This is a genomic window from Streptomyces sp. NPDC004610 (assembly GCF_040609715.1).
GTDB lineage: Bacteria > Actinomycetota > Actinomycetes > Streptomycetales > Streptomycetaceae > Streptomyces.
This window is the reverse complement of sequence record NZ_JBEXLA010000013.1, coordinates 74,015-86,521: the sequence shown is the minus strand read 5'-3', so window position 1 is coordinate 86,521 and position 12,507 is coordinate 74,015. Positions and strand designations below refer to the sequence as shown.

The 12,507-nt window shown below is 70.9% G+C and carries 13 protein-coding genes; 5 read left to right on the top strand and 8 right to left on the bottom strand.

The window, feature by feature from the left end; genetic code table 11:
* Positions 1-125: 125 nt before the first annotated feature.
* Positions 126-578: a GNAT family N-acetyltransferase gene (locus tag ABZX40_RS16815; protein WP_355739047.1), complete on the bottom strand. Its 453-nt coding sequence runs from the start codon at positions 576-578 to the stop codon at positions 126-128.
* A 9-nt stretch (positions 579-587) separates the two neighbouring features.
* Positions 588-1,046, bottom strand: coding sequence for a MarR family transcriptional regulator (locus tag ABZX40_RS16810; RefSeq protein ID WP_355739044.1), 459 nt, complete (start codon positions 1,044-1,046; stop codon positions 588-590).
* A gap of 275 nt (positions 1,047-1,321) precedes the next feature.
* On the opposite strand from ABZX40_RS16810, the gene ABZX40_RS16805 reads away from it, so the two are divergent.
* The gene (locus tag ABZX40_RS16805; RefSeq protein ID WP_355739041.1) at positions 1,322-2,623 is read left to right on the top strand and encodes an MFS transporter; all 1,302 of its coding nucleotides are present in this window, start codon (positions 1,322-1,324) and stop codon (positions 2,621-2,623) included.
* A 176-nt stretch (positions 2,624-2,799) separates the two neighbouring features.
* Here the strand turns inward: ABZX40_RS16805 and ABZX40_RS16800 are convergent, their stop codons facing one another.
* A complete protein-coding gene (locus ABZX40_RS16800; RefSeq protein ID WP_355739039.1) occupies positions 2,800-3,666 on the bottom strand; it encodes a GNAT family N-acetyltransferase in 867 nt (288 codons plus the stop codon).
* A 254-nt stretch (positions 3,667-3,920) separates the two neighbouring features.
* Between ABZX40_RS16800 and ABZX40_RS16795 the strand changes: the two genes are divergently transcribed.
* Positions 3,921-4,553: an HAD-IB family phosphatase gene (locus ABZX40_RS16795; protein WP_355739036.1), complete on the top strand. Its 633-nt coding sequence runs from the start codon at positions 3,921-3,923 to the stop codon at positions 4,551-4,553.
* 1,502 nt (positions 4,554-6,055) lie between these two features.
* Positions 6,056-7,156 carry a globin domain-containing protein gene (locus ABZX40_RS16790; RefSeq protein WP_355739288.1) on the top strand — a complete coding sequence of 367 codons (1,101 nt, stop codon included), beginning with the start codon at positions 6,056-6,058 and terminating at the stop codon, positions 7,154-7,156.
* 162 nt (positions 7,157-7,318) lie between these two features.
* On the opposite strand, the gene ABZX40_RS16785 is transcribed toward ABZX40_RS16790, so the two are convergent.
* The 5 genes from ABZX40_RS16785 to ABZX40_RS16765 form a co-directional block, all read right to left on the bottom strand.
* Complete coding sequence (locus tag ABZX40_RS16785; protein WP_355739034.1) at positions 7,319-7,801, bottom strand: NUDIX hydrolase; 483 nt, start codon at positions 7,799-7,801, stop codon at positions 7,319-7,321.
* Between the two features lie 309 nt (positions 7,802-8,110).
* Entirely contained in the window at positions 8,111-9,016 is a 906-nt protein-coding gene (locus ABZX40_RS16780; RefSeq protein ID WP_355739032.1) for a LysR family transcriptional regulator, read from the bottom strand.
* A 279-nt stretch (positions 9,017-9,295) separates the two neighbouring features.
* Positions 9,296-10,450, bottom strand: a complete 1,155-nt coding sequence (locus tag ABZX40_RS16775; RefSeq protein WP_355739029.1) for a cystathionine gamma-lyase — start codon at positions 10,448-10,450, stop codon at positions 9,296-9,298.
* Positions 10,447-10,938, bottom strand: a complete 492-nt coding sequence (locus ABZX40_RS16770) for a low molecular weight protein-tyrosine-phosphatase (RefSeq protein ID WP_355739027.1) — start codon at positions 10,936-10,938, stop codon at positions 10,447-10,449. Before ABZX40_RS16770 ends, ABZX40_RS16775 begins: the two co-directional genes overlap by 4 nt.
* Before the next feature lie 115 nt (positions 10,939-11,053).
* Positions 11,054-11,431, bottom strand: coding sequence for a phage holin family protein (locus ABZX40_RS16765; RefSeq protein WP_355739024.1), 378 nt, complete (start codon positions 11,429-11,431; stop codon positions 11,054-11,056).
* Positions 11,432-11,489: 58 nt separating this feature from the next.
* On the opposite strand from ABZX40_RS16765, the gene ABZX40_RS16760 reads away from it, so the two are divergent.
* Together ABZX40_RS16760 and ABZX40_RS16755 are read left to right on the top strand one after the other, a co-directional pair.
* A complete protein-coding gene (locus ABZX40_RS16760; protein WP_355739285.1) occupies positions 11,490-11,807 on the top strand; it encodes a cupin domain-containing protein in 318 nt (105 codons plus the stop codon).
* 176 nt (positions 11,808-11,983) lie between these two features.
* Positions 11,984-12,196 carry a DUF5326 family protein gene (locus tag ABZX40_RS16755; RefSeq protein ID WP_355739021.1) on the top strand — a complete coding sequence of 71 codons (213 nt, stop codon included), beginning with the start codon at positions 11,984-11,986 and terminating at the stop codon, positions 12,194-12,196.
* Positions 12,197-12,507 lie beyond the last annotated feature (311 nt).

Here is a 12,507-nt window from a genome sequence, read left to right as displayed (position 1 = left end):
GCCCGTCCGGCTTCTCGCGGGTGCCAGGGGTGGCCGGGCTTGTTTCACGTGAAACACGGCAGCCCTGGCATCCCCGGAGCCCCCCGTCGTCGGAGTCCTCCGCCGTCCGGCGACGACGCCCGCCCTCACAGCTGGAGCTTGAACCCCACATGGGACGCCGTGAAGCCCAGCCGTTCATAGAACCGGTGCGCGTCCGTCCGGGTCGCGTCCGAGGTGAGCTGGACCAGCTCGCAGCCCTGCTCCCGTGACTCCGTCACCGCCCACTCGATCAGCCGCGAGCCGAGCCCGCTGCCGCGCTCGTCCGCGTGGATCCGTACCGCCTCGATGATCGAGCGGGTGGCACCCCGGCGGGAGAGTCCGGGGATGATCGTGAGCTGAAGGGTGCCGATCACCCGGTCGTCGCGGACGGCGACGACCAGCTGCTGGTGCGGATCGGCGGCGATCCGCTCGAACGCGGCCAGATAGGGGGCAGGGTCGTCGGGTGACTCGCGCCGGGCGCCCAGCGGGTCGTCCGCCAGCAGGGCGACGATGGCGGGGATGTCCCCGGCCGTGGCGCGGCGTAGCTCAAGGTCTCCCATGCCCGCACCCTACGCGGGCACCTTCAGCGACTCGACGACCCGCACCAGCGGTGCCAGCTCGGGGCTCAGGGCGGCCTGGTCGAGGGCCTCGCGCAGCGCGGTGTCGTTGGTGGGCCGGGCCTCGGCGAGCAGGTTCAGGCCCTCCTCTGTGACATTGGTGTAGATGCCGCGGCGGTCGGTCGGGCACAGATAGCGCTCCAGCAGACCGCGGTCCTCCAGGCGGGTCACCAGCCGGGTGGTGGCACTCTGGCTGAGCACGACCGCGTCCGCGACCTGCTTCATCTGGAGATGGCCGCCGTCGCCGTCGTGCTGCCGGCTGAGTACATCCAGCAGGGAGTACTCGCGCACGCTCAGATCGTGCCCGGCCTGGAGCGCGCGCTCGATGTGCGCCTCGATCCTCCCGTGCAACAAGGAGAGGGCGCACCAGCCCTGGGCGAGGGCGGTCAGCGCGGGGTCCGTCGCTGTCATGGGTTTTCCTCCGTCCCGGAGCCACTGACGACCAGGATAGAGCAGGGCTGCAATATCCCGCTCTTGCAAGTATCGCGCGTCTGCAATTAATGTGGGCGCTGGCAAAGTGCATATGCAATCTCCCTGCCCGGGAACCTCCGGTCCGGCAGTCCTTCGGCCCGGCAGACGCCCGGCCCGGGAAACCCCCGGCCCGGCAATTTCCTCCCAGCGATCTCCTCCCAGCGATCTCCTCCTGCGGTCTTCACGCCCCCTCCCTTGGAAGGTCCACCCCTCTCATGCCTCTCGCGCTCCTGGCCCTTGCGATCGGGGCCTTCGGAATCGGCACCACCGAGTTTGTGATCATGGGCTTGTTGCCCGAGGTCGCGGCCGATTTCGGGGTCTCCATCCCCACGGCCGGTTTCCTGGTGACGGGCTATGCCCTCGGCGTGGTGCTCGGCGCTCCGTTGATGACCGTCCTCGGCACCAAGATCTCCCGCAAGCGGATGCTGATGCTGCTGATGGGCCTGTTCATCCTCGGCAATCTGTTGTCCGCCCTGGCGCCCGCCTTCGGCATCATGCTGACCGGCCGCGTGGTCGCCTCACTCGCCCATGGCGCCTTCTTCGGCATCGGCTCGGTCGTCGCGGCCGAACTGGTCGCCCCCACCAAGAAGGCCGGCGCCATCGCGATGATGTTCACCGGCCTCACGGTCGCCAATGTCGTCGGGGTACCGCTGGGCACCCTCGTCGGCCAGTCCGCGGGCTGGCGGGTCACCTTCGCCATCGTCGCCGGGCTCGGGGTGATCGGCCTGGTGGGCATCGCCCGGCTCGTCCCCGACCTGCCCAAGCCGGACGGCGTCCACCTGCGCCACGAACTGGCCGCGTTCAAGAACGCCCAGGTCCTGCTGGCCATGGCGATGACCGTCCTGGGCTTCGGCGGCGTCTTCGCCGCCATCACCTACATCGCGCCGATGATGACCCGGGTCGCGGGCTTCGCCGACGGCTCGGTCACCTGGCTGCTCGTCCTGTTCGGGCTCGGCATGGTCGGCGGCAACCTCGTCGGCGGCCGTCTCGCCGACCGAGCCCTGATGCCCCTCCTCTACGTCTCCCTGGGCGCCCTCGCCGTCGTCCTCGCCCTCTTCACCCTCGCCGCGCACGACAAGACCCTCTCGGCGATCAGCGTCTTTCTGATCGGCGCGCTCGGCTTCGCCACCGTGCCGCCGCTCCAGAAGAGGGTTCTCGACCAGGCGCACGGCGCCCCGACCCTCGCCTCGGCCGTCAACATCGGCGCCTTCAACCTGGGCAATGCCCTCGCCGCCTGGCTCGGCGGGATCGTCATCGCCGCGGGCCTCGGCTACACCGCCCCGAACTGGGTCGGTGGGCTGCTCGCCGCGGCGGCACTCGTCCTCGCCCTGATCTCGGCCGCGCTGGAGCGGCGCACGGGGGCGGGGGACGGCGGCGCGGTGGGGACGGGGGCGGGGTCGGGGATGGGGACGGGTTCCGCTTCCGGGTCGGGTGCGGGTACGAGCGTGGGTGCGGGTGCGGGTGCGGGTGCCGTACCGGCGGAGCGGGGAGCGGCCCCCGGGGTGGTCGGCAACTGACGAGGGGCGTGGATGCCGGACCAGGGGGCGGTGCCCGCCGGGGTCGGCTGCCGACGAGGAGGGTGGCAGGTCCCGGGGGTCGGCGACCGACCCGGTGGGGTGGGGGTGGGGTGCGATGGCTGTCGGCTCCGGCGGGCCGATGATTCAGGCCGACGATCGCTCAGCCTGCCGATCGCTCAACCCGCCGCCACCGTCAGCGGAGCGAACCGCTGGCTCCAGTCCCCCGGCAACTCGCCCATCCCGTACGTCATCACCGCGTTGAACGCCACGGGCGCCAGCCCCCGCTCCCGCGCCCAGGCCAGCAGCTCGGTGTGCCGTACGTCGATGTCGGTGCGCAGAGGGCGGTCCGTGTGGGCGGCGAGGGAGGTGACGAGGGCCTTCGCCGTCTCCGTGTCGTGGGCGATCAGCGGGCCGATGACATGGGTGTCCATGTTGGGCCAGGCACCCGCGTAACCGATGATCCGGCCGTCCTCCTCGGCGACCCGCAGCTGATCGGCGAAGGCGGGCAGCCGGGTGATCAGATGCGTGCGGTCGCTGCCGAACACCACGCCGTCCAGGCGGAGCAGTGCCGAGATGTCCTCGGCGGTGGCGGCCCTGGTGGCGACCCGGGGTGTCGGCCCGCCGGGGGTGAAGTGCCCGCGCAGCATCTCGGCCCGGCCGGTCGCCTTGAAGCCCAGCTCCTCGTAGAGGGGGCGGCCGTTCGGGGTCGCGTGGAGCGTCAGCGGGGTGGTGCCCATCTCCGCGATGACATGGCGCATCAACCGGCGTCCGACGCCTTGCCGGGCGTGTCGCCGGGCGACGAGCACCATGCCGATGGCCGCGAGGTCGGGGCGGCCATGAGGGCCGTACTCGGTGATGACACAGGCGCTGACGAGACCGCCGTCGGGGTCGTCGATGCCGTACCCCTGTCCTGCGGAGAGGAGCAGGCCCCACTTGTGCTCCTCGCGTGGCCACCCCCGGTCCTCGGACAGGTCGGCGCAGTCCTGAAGATCGCGACGGTTCAGACGGCGGATGGGCAGATCGGCGAGCGAAGAGGTGGGCACGCAGGTCAGGCTGGCCGAAGGGCGCCCTCGCCGTCCACCTGTTTCGACTGACACGTATGGCCATTTCGCCACGCAGGTGCCGGGCGGGGATGGGAGAGGGCCAGGATGGGACCGGGATGGGGCCGGATGGGCCCGGGACGGTTACCGCGGTCGCGGGCGAAGGGTGTTTCACGTGAAACATCGGCGAACGGGGGGAGTCGGGGTCGCGGGACCCCCGGAAGGTCCCCGGGCGTCTCGGGATAGCCTCGGGTGTCATGCCGAGACTGCATCTGTTCGACCTCGACGGCACCCTGCTGTTCGGGACGTCAGCGCCCCTGGAGATCTCACGGCAACTCGGCCTTGAGGCCGAGACGATGACGCTGGACCAGGAGATCGCTGCCGGACTGATCGAGCCGCCGCAGTACGCGGAGCGGATCTACGCCCTGTGGGCGGAACTGACCGACCCGCAGGTCACGGCGGCGTTCGACAGCGCCCCCTGGCTGGCCCGGATTCGTGAGGTCTGGGCCGAGATCGGCCGGGCGGGCGACTACTGCGCCGTCATCTCGCTCTCCCCGTCCTTCTTCGTGGAACGGCTGACAGGCTGGGGAGCGCACGCGGCCTTCGGCTCCCGTTTCCCCGCCGTGCCGTTCACCCAGCCCCTCGACCCCACTGGGGCGCTCAATGCGGCGGCGAAGGTACGGATCGCGGATCGGTTGTGCGCACAGTTCGGGGTGACCCGGGCCGACTGTGTGGCGTACGGGGATTCGGGGTCGGACCGGGAGTTGTTCGGCGCGGTACCGGTGTCCGTCGCGGTCAACGCCGATCACCATGTGGCCGGGATCGCGACCCATTCCTACGCCGGGAAGGATCTGTGGGATGCCTATGAAATGGTGCGGCACGCCCGGTAGTTGAAGGAACGGCTGGTTCGCCCCTGCCCGACCCCGCTTGGCCCTTCATGCCGAGGCCAGTGGGTACTTGTGCGCTCGGCGGCGGCCGGTATGGTCGACTCCGGTTCCCTGTGGGCAGGCATGCCGACCCGATGCAGGGCCGAAAACAGGGCGGATGAGCCGTACTGCGGCCAATGTCACACTCTGGCCTTTCTTGTCCGCGCGGACTGCATATACGGTTTGAATGTGCCGAGTTGGCCGCGCATTCGACACGGCAAGCCGTCTTCGAGGGAAAGCAGGCATCTTCCGACCGAGGAAGTGCACCGACCGACCGATAGATGTTCGAGGCGAGGCACAGCATGGACGCTCCGACCACCACGTCGGCCGACAACGGCACTTCCGGGGGCGGAGGCGGTTGGTTCACCCCGCGCAAGCAGCCCGCCCCGGCACCGGGCAGCGAGCAGGAAGCGGTGGAGGGACGCCGACTGGCCGGGATGCGGACGGTCCGCAAGCCCTCCGGGGGCTCGCGGGACGAGCCGGGCGATGGGTCGCCGGGCGGGCCGGGCGCGCGGGACGCTCTGGATACGCGGGATACGCCGATTGCGCCGATTGCGCTGGATACGCGGGATGCCTCGGCGGCTGACGTTGAGGTGGGGTCCCGGGCCGACGTCGAGGCGGAGGTCGAAGCCCAGATCGACGCGTCGGCCCCCGCGACCGCCACCGCCACCGCGACTGCCACCGGCGGGTACAGGCCGGGGCACCCGGGACCCATGCCGGAGGCCGAGCGAATACCGAGCAGCGCGCCGCCGACGGCCGAGCGGATCGAGGCGGGCCCTGTGCCGGCTGCGCCCACGTCGGCCCCTGCACCTGACGGGCCCACCCTGGCCGCAACGGCCCCTGCACCGGACGACCCTGCCCCAGCCGCAACCGCTCCTGCACCGGACGGCCCCGCCCCAGCCGCAGCCGCCCCTACGCCAGCCGCGACCACGCCGACCGCAGCGACACCCACGGCACCGACGGCACCGACGGCACCCACAACACCCGCACCAACCGTCGCAGCCGCCCCGGCAACACCCCCCGCTCACCCCTCCCCAGCGGGCCAAGACTCCGCGCCCCAGAAGGCCGCCTCCCTCACGCAGGCCCCGCCGCCCACCAACCCCGCGCTCCCGGCCCTCGCGAAGCGCGTCCCCGCCCAGCGCCCCGGCGTCCGCGCCGACATTCCCGTACGACCGTCCCAGCACCTCGCGCCCGAGCGCCCGCCTGAGCCCGCTGCCCAGGATTTCACCCGCCCGGCATCCACTCCCCGAGGATCCATCCCCCAGGGGTCCATTCCTCAAGGATCCTTTCCCCAGGGATCCGCGCCCCGGGGATCCGCCACCCACGAGTCCACCACCCCGGAACTCGTGCCCGCCTTCGCACCTCACGCTGCCGCCCCGCAGCTCGCCGGTCACCCCACTCCCCAAGACACCGCACCCCCCGAACCCTTCGCGCGGCTCGCCGAGCAGCCCGGGTCGCCCGATGCCGTGCTGATCCGGCGGACCATGGCCGAGATCGGCCCCGTCGCCGACAAGGTCACCTCGTACTTCTACGCCCTGCTCTTCGTCCGGCACCCCGATCTGCGGTCGCTGTTCCCGGCCGCGATGGACGCCCAGCGGGACCGGCTGCTCAGGGCGCTGCTGACCGCTGCGGAGCATCTGGACGACCGGCCGGTCCTCGTCGACTACCTCCAGAACCTGGGCCGGGGCCACCGCAAGTACGGCACCAAGGCCGAGCACTACCCGGCCGTCGGCGAGTGCCTGATCGGTTCCCTGAGCCGGTACGCGGCGGCCGTGTGGGACCCGGAGACCGAGGCCGCCTGGGTGCGGGCGTACACGACGATCTCGCAGGTGATGATCGACGCCGCCGCGGCCGACGAACTGCGTGCCCCGGCCTGGTGGCAGGCGGAGGTCGTCACGCACGAGTCGCGCACCCCGGACATCGCCGTCCTCACCGTCCGCCCCGACCAGCCCTATCCCTTCCTCGCCGGTCAGTACGCGAGCCTGGAGACGCCGTGGTGGCCGCGGGTCTGGCGGCACTACTCCTTCGCCTCCGCGCCCCGCTCCGACGGCCTCCTCACCTTTCACGTCAAGGCGATCCCGGCGGGCTGGGTCTCCAACGCGCTGGTGCACCGCGCCCGCCCCGGCGATGTCGTACGCCTCGGTCCGCCTGCCGGTTCCATGACCGTGGACCACACCACGGACAGCGGACTGCTGTGCCTGGGCGGCGGCACCGGCATAGCGCCGATCAAGGCCCTGGTCGAGGACGTCGCCGAGCACGGCGAGCGGCGGCCCGTGGAGGTGTTCTACGGCGCCCGCACCGACCACGACCTCTACGACATCGACACGATGCTCCGCCTCCAGCAGGCGCACCCCTGGCTCTCGGTGCGCGCGATCATCGACCAGCAGGCACGCCTCCAACTACCGGACGCCTTGCGCGAGTACGGCCCCTGGACGGAGTACGACGCCTATCTCTCCGGCCCGCCCGGCATGATCCGCAGCGGTGTGACCACCCTCAGGGACATCGGCGTCCCCTCGGACCGCATACGCCACGACTCCGTGGAGGAACTGGTGGCGGCGGCCACCTGACCCGGCAGGTCCCGCACCGCACCCCCGCGCATCGGCGCCCCGAGAAGCCGTGGCTCAGAGACCCCGTTCCGGTCAGCTGGGGCCAGGTCGGCCCGGATCAGGCCAGCCGAGATCAGGTCGGCCCGGATCAGGTCGGCGGGGATCCGGTCAGCCGGGATCAGGTCAGCCCAGATCAGGCGCGTGCATCGCCCGTACACCCTCGATGTTCCCGTCGAGATAGTGCCGCAGCGACAGCGGTACGAGGTGCACGGACGCGATCCCGACCCGGGTGAACGGCACACGGACGATCTCGTACTCACCGGCCGGCTGGTCCACTTCCGGGCCATGGCGCAGCGTCGGATCCATTGAGGCGAGGTGGCACACGAAGAAGTGCTGCACCTTGACCCCGGTCGCGCCGCCGTCCTCGCCGATGTGCTCGACGGTGTCGACGAAGCACGGCACCACATCGGTGATCTTGGCGCCGAGTTCCTCGTACACCTCGCGGTGCAGGGCGTCGACGACGGTGGTGTCGTCCGGCTCGACCCCGCCACCGGGGGTGATCCAATACGGATCCATGCCCGGCTTGGTGCGCTTGATCAGGATCAGGTCTTCTCCGTCCAGGAGAACGGCACGCGCGGTGCGCTTGACCACGGGTCGGACGGTCATGGGAGAAATGTGGCCCGGCTGGTTCCACGTGAAACATCGCGAGGCGTCACGCGCCCTGTGCGCACCGTAAACCCGGAGGCAATCCGCTGTTCACGCTGTGACTTGGGGGGACGGAGGTCGCTGAACTCGCGGGGCTGACCCTTGAAAGTCCGAGGCTGGCCCCAGGCGTCTCCGGTCATCCACCCCGGAGCCGTCCCCGATCACCGGCACGAGCCGCCCTCCTCACCCCTCCACTCCGACGCCGCCCCACCATCCCCATCCCCATCCCGACACCGCCCCGTCACTCCCCCCTCCGCAAGCCGGCCCTCGTCACCCCCACCCCACCGCCGCCCGCAGCAACCACTCATGCGCCCGCGCGATATGCGGCATGGCCAGGGTGCCCGTCCGCACCACCAGGAAGTACGTCCGCAGCGGCGGCACCGCCGGTTCGTGCAGCGCGATCACCTCCCCGCGCTCCAGCGCCTCCGCGCACAGATAGCGCGGCAGCACCGCGAGCCCTGCCCCGGCGGCGGCGCAGGCGAGGACGGCCCGCAGATCGGGCACGATCACCGTGCCGGACGCGGACGGCCGGGAGTCGAAGACGGCGGCCCAGTAGCGGGAGACGAACGGCAGCGACTCATGCACCTCGACCACCGGCAGGTGCTCCAGTGCGGGTGCACCCTTGTGCCGCAGGTTCTCGGGGCCGAACCGCTCGGCCCAGCGCGGCGCGGCGACCAGGATGTGCTCCTCGTCGCACAGCGCGGTCGCCGTGAGCAGGGCGCCGCGCGGACGGGCGGTGCTGATGGCCAGATCGTGATGCCCGGCGGAGAGCCCTTCGAGGGTCTCCTCGGCGGTGCCGAAGGAGGTCCGCAGGGCGAAGCCCTGGCCGTCGTCGCCGGTCAGTTCCACGAGCGCGGGCAGCGCCCGCTCCGCCGTGAACTCCGGGGGACCGGCCAGATGCAGGGTGCGCAGCAGGGACTCGTCGTCGAGGCCGGTCTCGGCGATCTCCACCAGGGCGTCGAGATGCGGGGCCGCCTTGTGGGCGAGTTCGTCGCCGATGGTCGTCGGGGTCACGCCGCGCGCCTGACGTAGGAAGAGCGGGCGTCCGAGCTGCCGCTCCAGGGTGCGGATCTGAGAGGTGACGGCGGGCTGGGACAGGCCGAGCAGCGCGGCGGCGCGGGTGAAGGAGCCGGCCCGGTGCACGGTCACGAACGTGCGCAGCAAGGCCAGATCCATGTCCCACACCTCCCTCCCCGCCCACCACTCTCCCCACCGGGAGCGGGGCCCCAACTATAAATTTGTCGATAGGCCGCTGTCGTTACTGTGATTGGACACTGACACTGAGTCAACTAGCCTTGGCCGCACGGTTCTTGGCGTAGGAACCGATGGCGGTCCGAGCCACGAGGGGGGAGGCTCGGACCGCCTTCACCTGCCCCGCGGGGCGCGTTCAAGAGCGATTTCCGGCCCGCCGCAGACATCTGGCGCCACCGCCCTCCACGCACTCCCTCTCTCCCCCTACGCCCCCGACGCCTCCAGCGCCCCCCGTACGTCCGCGATCAGATCCTCCGCGTCCTCCACCCCCACCGACAGCCGGACGAAGCCTTCCGCTACCGCGTCGCCGCCCCAGCGGCCCCGGCGCTCGGCGGTGGACCGCACGCCCCCGAAGCTCGTGGCGTCGTCGACCAGGCGCAGGGCCTCCAGGAACCGCTCGGCACGCGCGCGGGAGGGCAGCGTGAACGACACCACGCACCCATAGCGCCGCATCTGCCGCGAGGCCACCTCGTGGGACGGGTCGGTCGGCAGCCCCGGGTAGCGGACGCCGAGTTCTTCCGGCCAGTCGCGCAGGGCCTCGGCGACGGCCAGCGCGGTCGCGCTCTGCCGGTCGACGCGCAGCTGGAGCGTGGCGATCGACCGGTGCGCGAGCCATGCCTCCATGGGGCCGACGATGGCACCGGCGATTTTCCGCCAGCGCCGTACCGCCGCCATGGCCTCGGTGTCGCGGCCGGTGACATAGCCGAGCAGCAGATCGCCGTGTCCGGTCAGCTGCTTGGTGCCGCTGGCGACCGAGAAGTCGGCGCCCAGGGCCAGCGGGTGCTGGCCGAGCGGCGTGGCGAGCGTGTTGTCGACGGCGACCCGCGCCCCACGCGCGTGCGCCGCGTCGGCGAGGCGCCGGATGTCGCACACATCGAGCCCGGGATTGGACGGCGTCTCGATCCACAGCAGATCGGCCCCGTCGAGCACGTCCAGCTGGGCGTCGCCGCCGGTCGGCGCCGTACGCACCTCGATGCCGTACGCCTCCAACTGGGCGCGCACCAGCGGCAGCGCCTGGTAGCCGTCATTCGGCAGGACGACCGTGTCGCACGCGCGGAGCTGGGAGAAGAGCACGGCCGAGATCGCCGCCATGCCGGACGGGAAGACCAGCGTCTCGACGCCGTCCTCCCCGGGCGCCTCCAGCTCGCTCAGGGCGCGCTCCAGATGCGTCCAGGTCGGGTTCTCGTCCCGCCCGTAGGTGTACGGTCCCGTGGGCTCGCCAGGAAGATGGAAGTGAGCGGCGAAAACGGGCCCGGGGAGGGTCGGTTCGTACGGCACCGGCTCCGGGAGCCCGGCCCGCACCACGCGGGTGCCGTCTCCCGTCGGCGTGTCTCGGCGTGTCGTACCGGAATCATTCATACCGCTCGCCCTTCCTGCTGCTCTCTCACTGCGGCGAGCAGCCCCTCGCTCGCCGCCTCCACCATCTCAAGGCACTCCTCGAACCCCTCCATGCCCCCGTAGTACGGGTCGGGGACGTCCAGGTCGTCGTCCGCGGCGGGGTCGTACGCGCGCAGCAGGCGCACCTTGGCCGCGTCCCGCTCGCTCGGCGCGAGGCGGCGCAGCACCTTCAGATGACCGCTGTCGAGCGCGACGACAAGATCGAGACCGGCGAACCAGGACGCCTGGAACTGGCGTGCACTGTGACCGGCGTCATACCCGTGGGCCTCCAGAACGGCCACCGTGCGCGGGTCGGCCGGGTCGCCCTCGTGCCAGCCGCCCGTCCCGGCGCTGTCGACCACCACCCGGTCCTCCAGACCGGCGTCCGCCACCCTCGCGCGGAAGACGGATTCGGCCATCGGCGAGCGGCAGATATTGCCGGTGCAGACGAAGCAGACGCGGTAGGTCATGCCGTACGGCCCTCGTTTCGGATCGATGCGGATCGATTCGGATCGATCGGTGGCGGTGCGGAGCCCGGGGCGGTGGTGGTGCCCGGGGCGGTGGTGGTACGCGGGGGTCAGTCGGTCATTCCCCGTCGGGAAGGATCATGTTCAGCGCCCAAGAGACGATCGAGATGATCAGACCGCCCAGGACGGCCGTCCAGAAGCCCTCCACATGGAAACTCAGGTCGAGCTTGTCGGCCAGCCAGGAGGTCAGCATCAGCATCAGCGCGTTCACGATCAGGGTGAACAGACCCAGGGTGAGGATCAGCAGCGGCAGGCTCAGCAACTGAACGAGCGGCTTCACGATGAAGTTCACGACGCCGAAGATCAGTGCGACCACCAGCAGGGTGCCGACCTTCTTGCCGGTGCTGTCGCCGGTGAGCGTGATCTTGTCGAGCAGCCACACGGCAACCGCGAGGGCGCCCGCGTTGGCGATCGTCTTGACTACGAAATTCTTCATGTGTCTGATCGTTGCAGACCAGATCGGCTACGAGTACGGGCGTGAGGGCGACAAAACGATGAAGGCATTTCGGCTGGACGAACTGGAGGCGGAGCGCGCCGCCAATGACGGCGCCTACCTGCAGTTCCTGCGGGAGCGGAACATGTCGGCCGGACTGTACGCGCTCGACGCCGGCGAGCAGGACCCGCAGCAGCCGCACAACCAGGACGAGGTCTACTTCGTGGTCAGCGGCCGGGCCGCGATCACCGTCGGCATGGAGACGACCCAGGTCGCGCGCGGCAGCGTGGTGTACGTCCCGGCGGGCGTGGCCCACAAGTTCCACCACATCAGCGAGGACCTGCGGGTACTGGTGATCTTCTCGCCGCCGGAGGGCTGAGGCGGTACCCCGGATTCCCTAGGGGATCGGTCAGGGGAGGACAAGGGGTGCGAGGGCCCCGCGCGGACTTTGGCCGTCCTAGCATCGAGGGCAGAACATCACACGACCCGTCGGACGGGCGGCCGGGCCCAACCGGCACGGCACGGCCGACGGGTGGAGAGAGAAGGACGAGGGCGATGCGAGAGATCTTCGCGGGACTGCCGTGGTGGGTGAAGTGGATCGCGGTGCCGGTTGTCGCCCTGGTCGTGTTCGGCGGCCTGATAGCGACCGTCGTCGGCTTTGTGATCGGCCTGCTCTTCAAACTGCTGATCTTTGTGGCACTGGTCGGCGGACTGATCTACGTCGTACGGAAGTTCACTTCGAGTTCCTCGTCCCACGGCGACTGGTGAGCACGCGGGGGACCGGTGGGCACGCGGGGGACCGGTGGGCACGACGGGGCGCCGGTGACCCGGTGACCCGGTGACGGGACGCTTCCGACCCGGGTGACGTGGCTCACGGGGGCCCTGGGGTCTCACCCGGGTACCGGAGTTTCACCGGGTCCCTCGGGCGAGGGAAGTTTCCCGCAGGAGCCGACTTCCGGCCAGGACGGACGGTTAAAGTCCGGAGCCCGCCGCGGGAGCGACCGCGAGCGGTGACCTCCTCCCCTCCCGTGTTCCCCGCACGGGCCGCCCCCTCGCGCTCCGGGAGCCACTCTTGGCCA